The following is an 18310-nucleotide window of genomic DNA, read 5'->3' on the forward strand; positions in this document are numbered from 1 at the left end:
CTTCACCCTTATCTTGAATCCGGCGGACGGTTGACACAACACCGCCCCAGGAAGATGCCGACCAACAGCAGTAATCCCTTCCATACAAGGACGCACACCTTCTTCAACAACCATCCGGCAAGCCGCAGCACGTTCCTTACCAGCCATAACACCAACCGCCACAACAGCGAAAGTATGATGATGACAGGCACCAGGTATATTATCAGTAACAGTTCAAACATATACTCAAATTTAAGTGAAACCATAAGCCATACGAGGCTATTTTCCACCATAAATATACTAAAAATCAGCGAGATATGAAAATATTCCGGCAACTTTATCCTGACAAAATCATTGATTGACAAACGATTGCCCATTGTGCTTCCATATCAAGATAGCTTTATACATATCGTTTGGAATATACTGGTGACAAGTGTCTGTATTTCCAAAATCCGAAATCATCAGGTGCAAAAAACTAGTTTTCTCAGGTCTGATGAGTGACTATAAAGTAATGTCAAGGTCGTCTTAGCCTTGGTCGGCCATTACATTACTACATTATTGCATCATGTTGAAATATCCAAGCTCATTACCAATCTGAAAAATCTGATGCCTGTGCTTCCTTTTCCCTCTTGTTATCGAACAAACGGATAATGATTCTAATAATTCACGAATAGATGAACTAATATAACCGGACACTTGAAACCAAAGTAAGCCCCATTTCGCACCTTGGATTACAAGATAACTGGATGACCCGATACTCACAGACCGAGGAAAATCCTATTCGATACACCCGGCAATCGGATGCTCTCGATATCCCGGTCAAAATGATATGTTCCTTGAAGAATAGTGTTGTGCATTTTGTACGGAAGCCCCTTTTCACGGTAATTTTGGCGCAAGAAAGAACCCGGGATGACATTGCCCTGCGTTGCAGGATTTTCCAAGCAAGTTGTACTTTTGTGGCCACAAAACTCCGTTTGTTCTCCCAAAAAGTGACTTGCCGGATGCCATGCACCGGAGCGGCACCGCCGCTGTTTCGCCCTGCGAAATAAGGTAAGACAATCCCGGTTGCAAACAAACCGGAACATGAAGGAACATAGGAACAAGTACATCAAGGTAAGGATGACCCCGGAAGAAGTCCGGGAGTTCAAGGAGAAATCGGCTGAATACAAGACCGTAAGCCACTACGTGCGTAAGGCACTCGAAGAGTATTCAAACGTAAGCGTCAGGCAGCAGCTTGAACTCATGCAGGAACTCGGTTCGTTTTACCGAAGATACCAGGGCGAACTGTCCCATATAGGCGGAAACCTCAACCAGGCAGTAAAGCGCGCCAACGAGCTGGCGGTTGCAGGGTTGCTGCCCCCAAGCTATATCCGGGAAGTTCTGTTGCCGCTCATCCGGGACACACAGGAAACCGTCAACGGGATAAAAAGACAACTTGACATCCTCACATCAAGAATAAACAAGCCTTAGAACCAGACATATCACCAATCCAGATAACACCACCCCAAGATGATAGCGACCATATTACCCGGAAGCGCGGACTTCCATGCCGTTGGTTACAACGAACACAAGGTATCGAAAGGGCTTGCCCGGCTCATCGAGATGCGGAACTTCGGGACAATCGGTCTGGCAGGCAGACCCACCACGGAGGAGCTTACCGGCTATCTCAAAAAATACAGTTCCACCAACAGCCGCATCCGGAAACCGCAGTTCCATGTGGCCGTCAGCTGCAAAGGCCGTGAGATGACGGAATCCGAACTGCTGGATTTCGCGCACCGATACCTCAAGGAAATGGGATATGCCGAACCCGGACAACCTTGGCTCATCTACGCCCACCATGACACCGACAACACCCACCTGCACATCATCACCTCGCGTGTCGCCCCCGACGGCAGGAAGATAGCCTATAGTCACGAGCGCAGGCGTTCCCAGGAAGTCATAGACAGGATTCTCGGCACGGACAGGCAAAAGAAGATTGCCGACGACATGGACGCGGCCAGGCAATATACCTTCTCCTCTTTCGCCCAGTTCAAGGCAATCATGGTTTCTATGGGATATGAGGTATATAAGAAAGATGAAAACGTATTTATCAAGCATGGCGGCAAGGTGCAGCGGCAAATTCCGTTGGCCGAAGTCGAACAGCTTTTCAAAAGCGGCTATAGGGAACGCGCCCGTTGCCGCCAGCTGCGGAGCATCCTCAAAAAATACCGGGACGTGAGCGGCGGCAAGGAAGAGCTGCAGAAAGAGCTGAAGGAGAAGTTCGGCATCGACCTCGTGTTCTTCGGCAGGAAGGATGCGCCCTACGGCTACATGATTGTCGACCACGCCCACCGTACCGTCATCAACGGGGCAAGGGTGCTGGCCACGGAACAGCTTCTGGACTTCGCCACCCCGGAACAACGCTTCGCACGCATAGAGGACTACATAGACCGGCTGCTCACCCTCAACCCGAAAATCACGCAGGGCGAGATTTTCCAGAAGCTGAGGAAGCAGCGTGCCTATATCAAGAAAGGCGTCATCCACTTTGACGGACAGACACGCCCGTTAAAGCCGTTCATGGCGGAAGCCATCGACCGGAACAACCGCATCCGTTTCATCGAGATGTTCCACCCGGCCACAGAAGCTGAACGCGATCTGCTCTGCAAAATCTTCAAGGTGAACCGTCCTGATCTGGTGGACCTGTCAGGCGAAAGGCCGCAGTCCCATACGGATGCCGTCAGCCGCCTGCATGAAATCTTCAATGACGAGAACGTCTTTTCCGTGAAAAGTGCCCTTCATGAGGAAGGCTTCATCATCCGCGAGGAAGCGGGCGCGGCATATGCCGTCAACTTTAAAAGACACATCGTGATAGACCTTGCGGCGGAAGGGCTTGACACGGAACGGCTGAAACCCCGGCCACGGAAGCAACAGGCCAAGCAGACACATTCCACCGGAAACGGCGGAAAGAAGATACACATACACGGACTGAAGGATTCCGGTGCCGGAAGCCATGCCGAAAAGCGTGAGTGGGAAGTCGGCGGCAAGGGAGGCTACGATGACATTGACGACGGACGCAACCTTAAACGGTAGACCATGAGGAAAAAACGGAGACTCCCTTTTGTCACCTGTCTGGCCGCATAAGCCGTCATACCTTTTAATCCGCTGCATAAAATACTTCGGTCAGGCTGACCTGAAGCACAAAAGTGTTGTGCATTTCGTTACCGTCCTATCCGGTGCATACTTTTGCACCGAACCAAACGACCGTGGACAAAATGATACAGACACCCGTCATCGTGACATTCGCCAACCAGAAAGGGGGAGTCGGCAAGACGACCCTCTGCGTCACCTTCGCCAACTACCTTGTGACGAAGGGCGTGCGTGCCGTGGTCGTCGACTGCGATTTCCAGCACTCCATCATGAAGTGCCGCAAGGCCGACATCAAGAAATACGGCGAGGAAGCCGTACCCTACGACGTGCTGGCCTACGAGGCCAACGACAAGCAGGCCATGACCGCGCTCATGGAGAAGCTGCACAACGACCCCAGCATAGACGTGGTGCTCATGGACTCGCCCGGCAGCCTGAAGGCGGAGGGGCTGATACCCATGTTCGTCAACTCGGATATCATCGTCGTACCGTTCCATTACGACCTGGTGACCGTCCCCTCCACCGCGAGCTTCCTCCTGTTCATCGACCGTCTGCGCAAGGCCGTGGGCGGACGGATGAAAGCCCGGCTCTTCATCGTCCCCAACCTCCATGACGGACGGGTGGGCAAACGCTCCGAGCTGGAACTGTGGGAGAACACGGGGAAGACCTTCGCCAACTACGGGCTGGTGACGGACAAGATTCCCAAGCGGGCCGACATGGAACGTTTCAGCACGGTGGCGGAACTGGATATGCAGGCCGGCATCGTCAGTCCGGTGTTCGACAAAATATACGCCGGAATTTTCGTTGACGGCACCCCCAAAGACATAAACCATCAATGACCATAGCGTAATGAACAAGGAATTACAAATAGACGACCTCACCAGAGGCATCAATGACGACGAACCTGCATTCAAGGGAGAAGGACAAGCGGAGCAAGGCACCGCACATCCCGGTGACAAGTGCTGGCAGGACTTCATGGCCTACCTTGAAGCGCCGACGGACGGGAACGGCAAGGCAGACCGTCTGGTATGCAAACTCGACCGCGACCTGGCCGACTCGCTTGACGACTGCGACATCCGTGGCCGCTGCCGTTCCGACCTCGTGAACGCCATCATCCGCTCGTTCTTCGAGAACCACCTTTCCCTACTGGCGCAATACCGCCGCGAGAAGAAATCATTGTTCAACAACTATAACCCCGAATCCCATGCGTAGAATCGACTGGACAGAAACCATGCTCTCCCGGCTTGCCGAGCTTTATCCCGTGGAGACCACCGCACATACTGCCTATATGCTCCAGATAGGCGTGACGGCCGTGAAGGAAAAAGCCCGCGAACTCGGACTGGAGAAGCTGGCCAAGAGCCGGTGGCTGGAACGTGCCGGACATATCAGCCGCCACTTCGACAACCGTTCCTACGCCGAGATGGCCGGCGACCTGGGCGTCAGCCGCACCACAGTCAGCCGCATGGCACGCAAGCTGGGGCTGAGCCGGAGCAAGGCAAAGGGTTACGCGATGTCGTCCCGTGTCCGCAATGAGCTGGTACGCCGCGAACGGCGCAGGGCTGTATTCGGTCTTGACCCCCTCACACGCCTCAAGGTTATCTCACACCGCGCCAAGGTCAGGATACGCTCCAGGCTGAAAGCCAACGGATACATCACCGGCGTACACAGGAACATACTGTACTTCACCGAAGCCACATGCCGGAAAGCCCGGCTGGAAGCCAAGGCCACTAGACTTGGACTATCCTTTCTGCCTTTTCCCGAAGACAATACACCATTATCCAATGCCATATAGCCATGCAGTACGGACAAATCGTTTTTATCCTTTTCGTGGCAATGGCCTGCTATTACGCCTTCCTCATCTTCACGGACATCAGGAAAGCGCAGGCGGCCCGGAACGCGGAAAAGGAGAACCATACGGAAGAAGAGATAGACATATCGGACGAGGCAAGGAGCTTCCGTCCGACCAGAGTCAGCAGGGACGAGGAGAAGAAAGAAGAAGCGATTAACCACGGGCAATCCGAACCAGACCCTCGACAAGGAAAAGACTTCCGCCGCCCCGGCTACCGTGAGGCCATCATGACCGACGGCATCCTTGTGGACGACCTCATCCATGAAATCGACAGGCTGGCGGAAACCGGCACAAGCGACCTCGGCCTTGTCATATACACCTGCGAGAACGCAAGGTGAGCAAATACACGTTCCTTTAGCGACTCCTGTTCCTTTGGCGATGAAACAACTATTTAATGATTAAAGAAATGCAGACACTAAAAAGAAAATGCCTACGTGCATTCGTCCGTTTCAAACAGTCAGCGTTCGCCCGGAAGGGCACGCTCGCCCTCGTGGCGCTCACCCTCGCCGCCGGCGATGCAATGGCCGGAAGCAAGGGAGCGGCAGGCTTCACCAAGGCCACGCAGGAAGTAAGCTCCTACCAGACTCCCGTCTCCAACCTCATGAAGGCTATCGCGGCGGTCATCGTGCTGGTAGGCGCGTTCAATGTCTATTTCAAGATGCAGAACGGCGACCAGGACGTCAAGAAGACCATCATGCTGACCATCGGCGGTTGTATCGCGTTCATCGCATTGTCAGAGGCTTTGCCACTCTTCTTCACGTAAATCATGGAAGAGAATAAGAGTAATCAAGACGGTTTTCCCGTGTTCAAGGGACTCCAGAAGCCTTTAGAGTTCATGGGCATCCGCGGCCGCTTCCTCACACTGGCGGCGGTGGCCATAGGCGTGTCCTTCGTGGGATTCATCGTCTTCTCCATCGCCCTTGGAAAACTTGCCGGGTTCATCGCCATGCTGGTGATGGCCGCCGCAGGGCTGGCCACCATCTTCGTCAAGCAACGCAGCGGACTGCACAACAAGAAACGGGCGAAGGGCATCTACGTCTATAAGAACATCCGGAAGACGGATTGAAAAACGAATTGAAAAACCAACAAACAGAAAGCAACCAATGGCACAGAACAGGAAACGGGCATTCGAGGGGCTTTACTCCCAGCTGGAAGAGACGGACGGCCATGCCGTCCTCTTTTCCGCCAGGGGCGATCCTTCGGTCATATTCGAAATGGCCAATCCCGTGCAGCAGCTATGCACGGACTCGGAGCAGTACCTGCGCTTCCAGGACGTGCTCTCCAACCTCGTGCAGACGCTCGGCGAAGGCTACGCCTTGCAGAAGCAGGACATCTTCTGCAAACAGTCCTATCACCACGATGTGCCGGAGGATGCGGAGTTCCTGACGCGGAGCTACTTCCGCTACTTCGAGGGAAGGGAGTTCACCGAGATACGCACGTACCTTGTCATCACGCAGGAGGCGCAGCGCGGCCAGTTCGTGCAGTACGACCCGAAGAAGTGGACGGAGTTCCATGCCAAGGTAAGCAAGGCGGAGGACATCCTGAACGAAAAGCACATCCGCCACAGGCGGCTGGCAAAGGAGGAGGTGGACGAGTATTGCCACCGCTTCATGGCCTTCCGCTTCCGCCACGGCCCGTTCTCCATGACCAACTTCAAGGCTTCGGACGAATACTTGAAGGTGGGCGGCCGCGTGGTGCGCTCCTATCCGCTTGTGGATATCGACGAGATAAACCTGCCGTCACGCATCAAGCCGTACACGCAGGCTTCCGTCAACGGATATCCCATCGCCACCGACCTTTTCTCGTTCCTGACAAGCGTTCCACATGCGGACTGCGTGGTGTACAACCAGGTGGTGCAGATACCCGGCCAACGGAAGCTTCTCCGCAAATTGCAGGCCAAGGCCAAACGGCACGGCTCCATGCCCGACCCGAGTAACCGTATAGCCAAGGCCGACATTGAGAAAGTGCTGGAGCGGCTTGCCGTGGACAGCTCCCTGCTGGTCTACGCCAACTTCAACATCCTGGTGAGCTGCCCGGCGGACAAGGTCACCCCGGTCACTTCCTACCTGGAGACCAAGCTGTACGGATGCGGCATCATGCCCTCTCGCACGGCCTACAACCAGCTGGAGCTGTTCACCGACAGCTTCCCCGGCAACGCCTACGCTTTCAATCCCGACTACGACCTGTTTCTCACCCTGTCGGACGCCGCCCTGTGCTTCTTCTTCAAGGAGCACCTGAAGGAATCGGAGGACACGCCCCTGACCACATATTACACCGACCGGCAGGGACTACCCGTCTGCATCGACATCACCGGCAAGGAGGGCAAGGTGAAGATGACCGACAACGCCAATTTCTTCTGCATCGGGCCTTCGGGAAGCGGCAAGTCGTTTCATATGAACTCGGTCGTCCGCCAGTTACTGGAACAGCAAACGGATGTGGTCATGGTGGACACGGGCGACTCCTACGAGGGCATCTGTGGCTACTACGGCGGCACGTACATCTCCTATTCCAAGGAGAAACCTATCTCCATGAACCCCTTCAAGGTCACGGCGGAGGAATACAGGCTGAACTTCGGCGAGAAGAAGAACTTCCTCAAATCGCTGGTGTTTCTCATATTCAAGGGCAGCGCATTTCCGAGCAAGATAGAGGACATGATAGTCAACCAAACCCTCGTGGAGTATTACGATGCCTATTTCCATCCTTTCGAGAAATTCACGGAGAAGCAGCGTGCGGAGTTGCGGCAGAAGCTACTTGTAGACGCCAAGATGGATGACGATTACGAGAAGTACAACCATGAGATGGAAGATATTGACCGCCTGATAAACGCCAAGGATTCGCCGGAGGTGCCGGAAAGCCGCGCCCTGCTGCTCCCCTCGGAAGTCAGGCGCATGAAGCTCGTCCGCCAGTGCCGTTCGCTCATGGCCCTCATGCGCGACAAGGCCGCCTCGGAGTCTGAAAGGGAACATGCCGCACATATCGTGGAGAAATACCGCAGGGAGCTTTACGAGAACACCATGCTTGTCAAGATTGACAGGCAGATAGACCGCATGGAGGAGCAGAAACGGCGGTTGAAGGTCAGGGAACTTTCCTTCAACTCCTACTACGAGTTCGCCGTGGAGCGCATCCCGCAAATCACTTCCCTGGAGAAAATAACATTCGACATACACAACTTCGCAGCCATCCTCAAGCAGTTCTACCGGGGCGGCGAGCTGGAGACGACGCTGAACGCCGACCTGGATGTTGACCTCTTCAACGAGTGTTTCATCGTATTCGAAATCGACAAGATAAAAGATGACCCTGTACTTTTCCCCATCGTGGTGCTCATCATCATGGACGTGTTCCTCCAGAAAATGCGCATCAAGAAAGGGCGCAAGGCCCTGATAATCGAAGAGGCGTGGAAGGCCATCGCCTCGCCCACGATGGCGGAGTACATCAAGTACCTGTACAAGACCGTCCGCAAGTTCCACGGCATCGCCGGGGTGGTCACGCAGGAGCTGAACGACGTGATAGACTCGCCCATCGTGAAGGAGGCCATCATTAATAATTCCGATGTGAAGATACTGCTTGACCAGTCCAAGTTCAAGGACAGGTACGAACAGATAGCCGCCATACTGGGGCTGACCCCCGTTCAGCGTCAGCAGATATTCACCATCAACGCGCTTGACAACCACGAGGGGCGCAGCTACTTCAAGGAGGTGTGGATATGCCGGGGACAGCATTCCGACGTCTACGGCGTGGAGGAAGCCCCCGAATGTTACTGGGCCTACACCACCGAGCGGACGGAAAAAGAGGCGTTGAAAACATACCTGCGGCACTACGGCACGGTGCAGGAGGCCATCACGCGCATCGAGGCCGACCGTAAAAAAGCGGGCAGCCCCAAGTACCTGGAGTTCGCCAGACAAGTCAATCAACATCAAAAAGTAATGTCATTATGGGAAAGCTGAAAAACATATTGTTAGGAACATTCCTGTTTGCCGCGTCCGCCCCCACGTTTGCCGGATGGCGCATCGTCATAGACCGTAACTGCATCGCAACGGTGGGCGCCAACCTGGCCTCGCAGAAGCTCATCGAGGGGCAGCACAACCAACGGCTGGACTCCATCGCCTCCAAGAAGCAGAAGGTGGAACTCTACACCGTGAGCATGGCCACCATCAAGGAGCTGTACAAGCTCTCGATGGAAAACATCTCCGGTTTCGGTACGGAGAGTCTTTACTACAAGGAAATCGGAAGTTGCGCCTTCGATATCCTCAAAGACGTGCCGGAACTTATTGAAACGGTGGGCAGGGCGAAGTTTACGAACAAGCTGCTTTGCCTCAATGAACTCGGCAACCTCGTAGCCGAGACCCAACAACTGGTGGGCGACTTCGTGAACATCGTGAACAACGCCAGGGTGCAGAACCCGCTCAAAGGGGAAGCCACGGCGGAGAGGAAAAGCGACGGGTACAACCTGCTCGACCGCTACGAGCGGCTGACCCTGGCCAATCGCATATATACTAACCTTACGAAGATACGCTACAAGGTGGAGGGAATGATGCTCATGGCACAGTATGCCACAGCGGACGACCTCTTCTTTGCCATCGACCCGGAGGGCTGGGCAAACGTGGTGACCATGAAGAACCGTGTCGGTAGCCTTGTCCAGTCATGGAACGGGCTTGTAGCTTCCAATTACTGAACCAGACAACAAGAGCCATGGACTATAATATAAAAGGTATAGGAAATTACAGGGCGTTTTTTGTTGCCGCCTTTATGGCAATCGCCGTCCTGTCGCTTCCCGTCAGGGTATCGGCCGGAGTCATCCCCAAAGACCTCCCTACCATCGAGGCCCTGATAGCCCTGCACAAGGCCGTCAAGAAGGACGAGGACAAGGCCATGCAGCGTGTGGCCGCCAGCTTCGGCGAGCAGTCGCTCCTCACCAAGGGGGCCGGCAAGTTCAACGACGTGCGCACCACCCTGAACACCAAGCTGGACAACGCCCATTCCTACTTAGTGCTGGCAGGCGCCATCTCTTCCACGGCCAACGCGCTGTACCGGTTGGTGAAGGAATACAAGGACTTCACCTCCAACACGTTCGGCCATGTCAGCAAGAAGCCCTTCGTGGCGTGGTACTATGCCGACGCCAACCTGGCCATATCGAGGGAAGTGAAGCACTGCTACAAGCTTTATGCGTCGGTGGCCGCTTCCGGCATCAACCTGATGAAGGCTTCCATGGACGAGAAGCTGAACCTGGTGATGACGCTGAAAACCACCATCGACAGGGCGAGGTACATCATCGACAACGCGAACCTGTACTGCTACCTCATTACCGACTGCGGATGGAAGCCGGATTACATCTGGGAGATACTGAACTCCGAGGTCAAGGACGAGATAGCGAAAACGATAATAGACAAATGGAACAAAGGATATGAAAGTTAAAGAGGCCATATTATTGCTGTGTGTAGTCTTCGCCCCGGTTGTGGCGGAAGCACAAGTGCCCGTCCGTGACAACGAGAAGAAGAAACAGTGGCAGTCCATGGAGAACGGGCCGTGGGACTTCGCGCCCGACTGGTACTATTATTTCCTGCACAAGGGTTACTCCGGCGCGGAAATGTATTGGAAATGGGCGGGCTTCAAGTCCGGCTTCCGTGTCCGCTTCAAGGAATCCAAGTCGAACATCAAACGCATCATGCCCACACGGGTCATATCCGAGGAGACCCAGCGGCAGAAACTGGAGAAGGTGGAGGAAGAACGCAAATATGTGGAAGAGCTGTACAAGGAGGAGCTTGTCCGGGAGGCCGACCGCGCCGTTGACCTGGTCTATCCGGCCTACAAGGACGAGTTCAACCGGATGCAGGACTGCATCACCGACGGCCTGCTCTATTGCATGACGAAAAGCGGCGGAAAGTTGAAGCCGCAGGTGGACGAACTGGGCAGGCAGAATGAAATCCTTTGCGCAGGTATTGCCTATATCCGCAAGACAGGCGTGGGCTACGGACTGGAGAACGCCAAGCGGCAGCAAGCCTACGAAGAAGCCAAAGGAAAGATGGAGGCACTCGTGAAACAGACCGCCAACCTCTGCGCCGTGGCCGCCACACATTATTAGAATTAAAATGTATTACATGAAGATAAGAATACGATTATGCAACTGTCTGCTGTTTTATTGACCATAGGCCTTCCGGCCATCGACGAGAGCCTGGACAAGCTCCTTGGCGCCATGGAGACGTTCCCCAACGTGGCCGTGCTGGGCGACGCGGTGGGACTGGCCCGTATCATCGGGCTGCTGCTCGCCCTCTGCGTGGGTTCCTACGAGTGCTGGATGATGATGCTCGGACGGCGCGGCATGGACGTAATGAAGCTCCTCCGCATCGTCGGCATCTCCATCTGCATCTCTTCCTCCTCGTGGATATGTGACGCCCTGCAGGTGCCCGGCAAGGGACTTGAAAGCGCGAGCAAGGCGATGGCGCAGGCCAAGAACAAGGAGGTGGCCGCCTTCGAGCTGAAGGTGGCTCAAAAACAAAGCGAATACCTTGACCGGTTGCGCACCGTACAGGATTCCATCGCAACCGCGCAGCAGGTGGCCGCCATCGGACAAGACGCCGCATGGTGGGACAAGCTCATCTACAACGTGGAGAACCTTGGCAACACCATCAACAACTACGCCCAACGGGCGGTGGTGGCCACGGAGACCAAGGTCAGCGAATGGATAAACGATGTCATCCGCTTCGTGGGAGAGCTGATTTTTCAGATGTCCTACTACGGCATCCTCGTGGCTCAGCGCATCTTCATGGCCATCATGATGATATTCTGCCCCATCATGTTCGCCCTTTCCCTCGCCCCGCCGTGGAACTCGGCGTGGAGCCAGTGGATGTCCAAGTTCCTTTCCCTCTCGCTGTGGGGCTTCGTGACCTACATGTGCCTCTACTACGTTGACTTCATCCTGCTTTACAACCTCCAGCAAGACCTCGTGGCCTACGACCACCTGCTGCACGGTTCGGTCAACTCATGGTCGCAGATCGGCGCATTGGGGCTGCAGGGCATCGGCTCCAACTGCATGTACGCCATGGGGATGCTGGTCGGCGCGTACATCATACGTTTCGTTCCGGAAGTGGCCTCGTGGCTCATCCCCGGCGGCGTAAGTTCGGGCGCGGCCACGGCGGCAGGCTCCACGGCTACGGGCATCGCTTCCATGGCTGGAGGCGCGGCCGGTTCGGTGGCCGGTGGAGCGGTTTCCATGGTCAAGCCCAAATCTGGAAGATAAAATCATAAAAATAAAGAAATATGCTCATAGAATCACTGGCACAGAAAACAAGGCTCGCCATGGTGACGGTGCTGGCCACCATAGGCGGATGCGCCGTCATCTGCGGCTTCACCGTATGGTGCTGCATCTCCCTCGTAAACAAGGAAAGGGAGCAGATATACATATTGGACGGCGACATCCCGTTCCTCGCCGAGCGCGCGCAGCTGGAGGCCAATTTCACGATGGAGGCCCAGGCGCACATCCAGCTCTTCCATCAGTATTTCTTCAACCTGCCGCCCGACAACGACTACATCAAGTGGACACTCGGCAAGGCCATGTACATGGCGGACGGCACGGCGTTGAAACAGAAGCAGGCGATGGACGAGAACGGCTTTTACTCCGACATCATCTCCTCGTCGGCGGTCTGCACCGTCATGTGCGACTCCATCGACTTCGACGAACAGGAACGGAAGTTCACCTACTACGGCACGCAGCTCATCAAGCGGCGCACCCGTGACCTGAAGCGTTCTTTGGTCACGACCGGATATGTCGAGTCCGTGCCGAGGACGCGAAACAATCCCCACGGATTGCTGATTACCAACTGGAGGACGCTCGAAAACAAGGATTTGGACTACTAAATGCAATTTGGATATGAGAATCAGAAAGAAACTTCGGGAAAGCAGGCTAAGGACGCACCTGCAAATCCGCGCATGGCTGCAACCCAAACTGGGAAAGGCCGGGGAAAGACTCCGGTTGGCCGGTCGCATCCGTCTGGCGAACATTTGGGCACGGAAGCATCCGAAAAGGACTTTTGCCTGTGTTACGGGAACATTGTCGCTCTTACTGGTATGCTCCCTTGTCATGAACAATAGCAAGCCGGACGGGACGGACAACGCACACGGCATCGGCGTCATTGCCAATATGGAACCCTTGTTCCAAGGCTTCCGCACCATACAGTCGAACAAAGGCCTGCACCGTGCCACCATGCTGGAGCTGGCGGACAGCGGACGGGCCATCCGACGGGAACTTGACTCCCTGATAGCCATGCCTCGGAAAACGCACGGTGACTCCCTGCGGATTGTCAGGCAGTACAAGCGGCTGGAGAACATTGTAAAATTCATCAATAACAACGGAGAACATGATTAAAGTCAATTTCAAACAACCCAAGTACATCTTCCCGGCGGTCATCTTCATACCGCTGTGCGCCCTGGTGTATTTCGTGATGCAGACTTTTGGGGGCGGCGGAGAGCCGGAACAGGCCGTGGCCACCGACCGCATCAACACGGAACTGCCCGAAGCACACGCCGAGGAAGCCGGGGACAAGATGTACGAGATGTCGCGCCGCTTCGGCGACGAGGACGCCTTTACCGCCGTGGGAGGCATTGGCGAGGAAAAGGAGGAGAAAGAGGAGCCGGGACACGGCTACAGCGAGGAGGAACTGGACGAGCTGGACGCAGCGGAAGCGGAGCGAATCCGGCAGCAGCAGGAAATGGAGGAACTGGAACGCTCGCTGGCGGAGTCCAGGCGGCACATCAATTCATACGCCTACGGTAATAATACACCTTCAGACCGTATGTCTGATGGAAGCAGTGGCATGGGCTACACTTCGCAGGACGACTTCGCCCGTGACCTGGAGGAAATCCAACGCCGCAGCTACGAGAGGCAGAAGGCCATCGGGCGCGGCCTTGGGTTCGGCGACCCGGAAGCGGAAGAGGCGGCCAAAAGGCAGCGTGCCGACTCGCTGGCGAGAATCCGCAAGGAAGAGGCGGAACGAAACCGCCCGAACCTTGTCATCAAGTCTGCCGACACCAATGCGGACAAGTTCCATACGGTGGCCGCTCCCGACGGTGCGGCGGAAGCCAGGCTGATACGCGCCATGATTGACCAGACAACCAAGGCCAGGGAAGGCACGCGCCTGCGCTTCAAGCTGCTCGACGACGTGACGGTCAGCGGCACAAAATTGAAGAAAGGCACTTACCTCTACGGCACGGTGACGGGATTCTCCAGCCAGCGCGTGAAGGCGACCATCACCAGCATCCTTGCCGGGGACAAGTTCATCAAGGTCAAGCTGTCCGTATTCGACAACGACGGCATGGAAGGTTTCTACGTGCCCGAATCCTCGTTCCGGGACTTCGTGAAGGACGCCGGTTCCAACGTGGTGCAGCAGGATATCAACATCGAGTCGGACGGCGGCTACGGCTCCGGCATATCCGGCGAGGCCATCGCATTGCAGGCCCTGCAGAACATGTACAACTCCGCCACGTCCGCCCTGTCGTCCAACATCCGGAAGAACAAGGCGAAAATCAAGTACAACACCATCGTCTATCTCATCAACTCGGACGATGCAAGGTGAAAATGATTTGAAAACCAAATACGCACTTATATGAAAGCAAGAACCATCTTACTGACTTTACTCTGTGCCGTCGGGATTACCACCGCCAAGGCCAACGAGAAAATTTATGTCAACCGGGACGTGACCACGCACATCGTCATGCCCGAACCCATCAAGCTGGTGGACATCTCCACCCCGAAGATTGCAGGCAACCAATGCACGGACAACATCGTCCGCATCAAGCCGTACCACGATGAGGGCGATTCCATACGGTCCGGCGGCTACACAGAGAACGAGCTGCTGGGCACCATTACGCTCATCGGGGAAAGGCACATCGCACAGTACGATGTCCTCTATACCGAAGTGCCGGGACAGGCGGCCGCCATCTTCGAGGTGCCGTACACCCACACGCAGTCCTACATCAACCCTGAAGTCACCATGCCCATGTCCGAGATGGCACGCTATGCGTGGGCGGTGTACGGCAGCAGGCGCAAGTACAACCAGATCGTGACGAGGGCGCACGGGATGAAGGCCACGGTCAACAACATCTACGCCGTCGGGGATTACTTCTTCATCGACTTTTCGCTGCGCAACAAAACGAAGATTCCCTACGACATCGAGGAAATCCGCGTGAAGCTCACGGACAAGAAGGAAACCAAGGCGACCAACTCGCAGACCATTGAGCTGTCGCCCGTGTTCACGCTCAACTCCACGAGGAAGTTCAGGAAGGACTACCGCAACGTGATGGTGCTGCCCAAGCTGACCTTCCCCGACGAGAAGGTGTTGCGCATTGAAATATCCGAGAACCAGATCAGCGGACGGGTCATCGTGCTGACCCTCGAATACGAGGACATCCTCCATGCGGACGGCTTCGATGCCGACATCCTGAAGGATGCCGCCTATTATCCTTATTATTACATCTCTTATTCCGACAAGCAATGAAGAAGCTCCTGATTATCTTATGCTGTGCGGTAGTTGCCATTGGCGCGTCCGCACAGGGCAAGCTGGCGGTAAACGCCGGCTTCCTGTTCCCCTCCACCTTGAACGCGACCGTAGGTTACGAGCATCCGCTGTCTTACGGGAATGCCGTGGAACTGTACGGAGAGGCCGGCAACCACTGGCAGGAAAAGGATTTCTGGAAAGGCTACTATTGGGACGGCGGCATCGTCTACAAGCACCGGCTGGTGCGCTACAAGAACGGGATGCTCCGTTTCCGCTTCGGCCCGCAGTTCGGCGCGGTGCAAAAACGGTTCTTCATCGGATTGGAGGGAGGGTTTGAATACAGCTATGTGTTCCAGAACGGCTGGGAGTTCGCCCTGATACAGAAGAACAACGTGAATTTCTTGCACGGGGACACGTTCCGTAACGGATTGCTTTTGGGAATTAAAGTACCGTTCTAATTTCTATACGAAGCCAACTCTTAATTCTTAACTCTTAATTTCAGTTTTATGGCGTTTGAGGAAACACGGGAACAACAGCAGATGTACAACTACTTCCGCAGCTGCATTTACATCTTCCTAATTATAGAGATTGTGATGAACCTGCCCGTCACGGCGGACAACCGCGTCACGCAGTTCATTCTCGACCTGCTGGCGCGCTTCAAGGTGTTCAACTCGGTGTCGGGCTGCAAGGTGGTGGAGCTGGTGTGCATCTGCATCGTCTGCATCGGGACAAAGGCGAAGAAGGCGTTGAAGTTCAACGTGCGCACGATGGTGGTCTATCCCGTGCTGGCCGGGCTTACCCTTGTCGGGCTGTGCTTCGTGTTCCATGGGATGTACTTCGGCGTCAGCTGGTTCGGCTTCCCGGCCAACCGCATCCTGTACGCACTCTGTTCGGTAGTAGGTACCATGCTAGTGCACCAGGGGCTAGACGGCATCGCCAAGTATTACAACAACAAGGTGGGCGAAGACCGCTTCAACTTCGAGAACGAGTCGTTCCAGCAGTCGGAGACGTTGGTCGCCAACGACTATTCGGTGAACATCCCCATGATATACTACTGGAAGCGGAGGATGCATAGGGGATGGATAAACATCATCAACCCGTTCCGGGGGACGATTGTGTTGGGTACGCCCGGTTCGGGAAAGTCGTTCGGCGTCATCGACCCGTTCATCCGGCAGCACGCCGCCAAGGGCTTCGCCATGATGGTATATGACTTCAAGTACCCCACGCTGGCCAAGACGCTCTTCTACCAGTTCTGCAAGAACAGGAAGGCCGGGAGGTTGCCCGTGAACTGCGGCTTCCGTACCATCAACTTTACCGACGTGGAGTATTCCGACCGCATCAACCCCATCCAGCGGAAGTACATCCCCGACCTTGCGGCGGCCTCGGAGACGGCGGCCACCCTGCTGGCCTCGCTCAACAAGGGAGGCGGAGAGAAAAAGGGCGGCTCGGAGGCGTTCTTCACCAACTCGGCGGAGAACTTCCTCGCGGCCATCATCTACTTCTTCGTGAACTTCCACCCCGTGGGCTTCAAGGACGGCAGGAAGCTCAGACGCTTCATCCTACACGAGGGAAAGAAGCTGGAAATCGTGATAAAGAATTGGGACGACTTCAACGCCATAGACAAGGACGGCAATGTAGTGCTGGACTTCGTGGACGAGAAGGGCAACGATGTCTCCACGGACGAGGACAGGATGTTCGTGGATTTGAACGGTTACAGCTATAAAGACCGCACGGGAAAGCTGGTACGCATCAACCGCTGCTGGTATGAGGACAGGGACGGCAACGAGGTGGAGCCGGACACCGTCACGGGGGAATACTCCGACATGCCGCATGTCCTCTCGTTTCTCGGCAGGCCATACGACCAGGTGTTCAATATCCTGATGCAGGATGACAAGATAGCCTCGCTTATGGCGCCGTTTAAGAGTGCTTACGAGAACAAGGCCAACGACCAGCTGGAAGGCATGGTGGGCACGTTGCGCGTCAATGCGGCAAGACTCGTGTCGCCTGAAGCCTATTGGGTGTTCACCGGGGACGACTTCGACCTGAAGATTTCCGACAGGGAGCATCCCAGCTACCTTGTCATCGCCAACGACCCGGAGAAGGAGCAGGTCATCGGCTCGCTCAACGCATTGGTGCTGAACCGCCTGATAACCCGTGTGAACTCCAAGGGGAACATCCCGGTGAGCATCATCGTGGACGAGCTGCCCACGCTCTACTTCCACAAGATAGACCGCCTTATCGGCACGGCGCGCTCCAACAAGGTGGCCGTGACATTAGGGTTTCAAGAGCTTCCGCAACTGGAGGCCGACTACGGAAAGGTGGGGATGCAGAAAATCATCACCACCTGCGGCAACATCTTCATGGGGGCGGCGCGCAACAAGGAGACGCTGGAATGGGCGCAGAACGACGTGTTCGGCAAGGCCAAGCAGACCTCGCGCTCCATATCCATCAACGACCAGAAGGTTTCCACCACCATATCCGAGAAGATGGACTACCTCGTGCCGGCTGCCAAGATAGCGGACATGGCCACGGGATGGCTGGCAGGACAGGCGGCGCGCGACTTCACCGCCACGGACGAGAGGATGCTGGACAAGTTCGACATCGAACAGTCGGAGGAGTTCAAGACCACCAAGTATTTCTGCAAGACGCATTTCGACATGAAGAAGATAAAGCGGGAGGAGGAACATTACGTGCCGCTTCCGAAAATCTACGAGTTCAAGAATGACAGGGAAAAGGAGATAATGCTCAACCGCAACTTCAAACGGGTGAACCAAGAGGTCGAGGACATGGTCAAGGAATTACTCGGGATGGGTTAAACAGTCAGTGTCATTTCAGTAATTTTTGGAAAGCAAAACAATATGCTACGTGAGTC

At 55.3% G+C, this 18310-nt stretch carries 20 protein-coding genes; 19 read left to right on the top strand and 1 reads right to left on the bottom strand.

Going from position 1 to position 18310, the window contains the following annotated elements; genetic code table 11:
• Positions 1–8: 8 nt before the first annotated feature.
• Positions 9–221, bottom strand: coding sequence for a hypothetical protein (locus QUW60_RS12615; protein WP_087330395.1), 213 nt, complete (start codon positions 219–221; stop codon positions 9–11).
• An 841-nt stretch (positions 222–1062) separates the two neighbouring features.
• Here QUW60_RS12615 and QUW60_RS12620 point away from each other — a divergent pair.
• From QUW60_RS12620 to QUW60_RS12710, 19 genes are all read left to right on the top strand, one after another.
• Positions 1063–1449 carry a plasmid mobilization protein gene (locus QUW60_RS12620; RefSeq protein ID WP_087330311.1) on the top strand — a complete coding sequence of 129 codons (387 nt, stop codon included), beginning with the start codon at positions 1063–1065 and terminating at the stop codon, positions 1447–1449.
• Positions 1450–1488: 39 nt separating this feature from the next.
• A complete protein-coding gene (locus QUW60_RS12625) occupies positions 1489–3048 on the top strand; it encodes a relaxase/mobilization nuclease domain-containing protein (RefSeq protein WP_087207488.1) in 1560 nt (519 codons plus the stop codon).
• A gap of 182 nt (positions 3049–3230) precedes the next feature.
• Positions 3231–3941 (top strand): ParA family protein, encoded by a 711-nt coding sequence (locus QUW60_RS12630; protein WP_087207586.1) that lies wholly within the window; start codon positions 3231–3233, stop codon positions 3939–3941.
• A gap of 10 nt (positions 3942–3951) precedes the next feature.
• The gene (locus QUW60_RS12635) at positions 3952–4314 is read left to right on the top strand and encodes a hypothetical protein (protein WP_087207491.1); all 363 of its coding nucleotides are present in this window, start codon (positions 3952–3954) and stop codon (positions 4312–4314) included.
• On the top strand, positions 4307–4894 hold the full coding sequence (locus QUW60_RS12640; RefSeq protein ID WP_177607989.1) for a MarR family transcriptional regulator: 588 nt from the start codon (positions 4307–4309) through the stop codon (positions 4892–4894). The genes QUW60_RS12635 and QUW60_RS12640 overlap by 8 nt, the downstream gene beginning before the upstream one ends.
• Before the next feature lie 2 nt (positions 4895–4896).
• On the top strand, positions 4897–5289 hold the full coding sequence (locus QUW60_RS12645) for a hypothetical protein (RefSeq protein WP_289560888.1): 393 nt from the start codon (positions 4897–4899) through the stop codon (positions 5287–5289).
• A gap of 68 nt (positions 5290–5357) precedes the next feature.
• A complete protein-coding gene (locus QUW60_RS12650; protein WP_087207590.1) occupies positions 5358–5714 on the top strand; it encodes a DUF4134 domain-containing protein in 357 nt (118 codons plus the stop codon).
• A 3-nt stretch (positions 5715–5717) separates the two neighbouring features.
• Positions 5718–6017, top strand: coding sequence for a DUF4133 domain-containing protein (locus tag QUW60_RS12655; RefSeq protein ID WP_087207494.1), 300 nt, complete (start codon positions 5718–5720; stop codon positions 6015–6017).
• Between the two features lie 37 nt (positions 6018–6054).
• Positions 6055–8895, top strand: coding sequence for a TraG family conjugative transposon ATPase (locus QUW60_RS12660; protein WP_289560890.1), 2841 nt, complete (start codon positions 6055–6057; stop codon positions 8893–8895).
• Positions 8883–9623: a hypothetical protein gene (locus QUW60_RS12665; protein WP_087207498.1), complete on the top strand. Its 741-nt coding sequence runs from the start codon at positions 8883–8885 to the stop codon at positions 9621–9623. Before QUW60_RS12660 ends, QUW60_RS12665 begins: the two co-directional genes overlap by 13 nt.
• Before the next feature lie 74 nt (positions 9624–9697).
• The gene (locus QUW60_RS12670) at positions 9698–10363 is read left to right on the top strand and encodes a hypothetical protein (protein WP_125105360.1); all 666 of its coding nucleotides are present in this window, start codon (positions 9698–9700) and stop codon (positions 10361–10363) included.
• Positions 10353–11030 (top strand): DUF5045 domain-containing protein, encoded by a 678-nt coding sequence (locus QUW60_RS12675; protein ID WP_087207501.1) that lies wholly within the window; start codon positions 10353–10355, stop codon positions 11028–11030. Before QUW60_RS12670 ends, QUW60_RS12675 begins: the two co-directional genes overlap by 11 nt.
• Before the next feature lie 36 nt (positions 11031–11066).
• Positions 11067–12185 (top strand): TraJ family protein, encoded by a 1119-nt coding sequence (locus tag QUW60_RS12680; protein ID WP_289560895.1) that lies wholly within the window; start codon positions 11067–11069, stop codon positions 12183–12185.
• 20 nt (positions 12186–12205) lie between these two features.
• Entirely contained in the window at positions 12206–12802 is a 597-nt protein-coding gene (gene traK / locus QUW60_RS12685) for a conjugative transposon protein TraK (protein ID WP_087330330.1), read from the top strand.
• Positions 12803–12815: 13 nt separating this feature from the next.
• Positions 12816–13310 (top strand): hypothetical protein, encoded by a 495-nt coding sequence (locus QUW60_RS12690; RefSeq protein WP_289560897.1) that lies wholly within the window; start codon positions 12816–12818, stop codon positions 13308–13310.
• Positions 13303–14517: a conjugative transposon protein TraM gene (locus QUW60_RS12695; RefSeq protein ID WP_289560899.1), complete on the top strand. Its 1215-nt coding sequence runs from the start codon at positions 13303–13305 to the stop codon at positions 14515–14517. The genes QUW60_RS12690 and QUW60_RS12695 overlap by 8 nt, the downstream gene beginning before the upstream one ends.
• Positions 14518–14547: 30 nt before the next feature.
• Positions 14548–15438 (top strand): conjugative transposon protein TraN, encoded by an 891-nt coding sequence (gene traN, locus QUW60_RS12700; RefSeq protein ID WP_289560901.1) that lies wholly within the window; start codon positions 14548–14550, stop codon positions 15436–15438.
• Positions 15435–15896, top strand: a complete 462-nt coding sequence (locus tag QUW60_RS12705; protein WP_087207512.1) for a hypothetical protein — start codon at positions 15435–15437, stop codon at positions 15894–15896. The genes traN and QUW60_RS12705 overlap by 4 nt, the downstream gene beginning before the upstream one ends.
• A gap of 48 nt (positions 15897–15944) precedes the next feature.
• Positions 15945–18254 carry a type IV secretory system conjugative DNA transfer family protein gene (locus QUW60_RS12710; protein WP_087207515.1) on the top strand — a complete coding sequence of 770 codons (2310 nt, stop codon included), beginning with the start codon at positions 15945–15947 and terminating at the stop codon, positions 18252–18254.
• The last annotated feature ends 56 nt before the right edge of the window (positions 18255–18310 follow it).

Origin of the sequence: Bacteroides gallinaceum (genome assembly GCF_030373775.1) — a bacterium.
Lineage (GTDB): Bacteria > Bacteroidota > Bacteroidia > Bacteroidales > Bacteroidaceae > Phocaeicola > Phocaeicola excrementipullorum.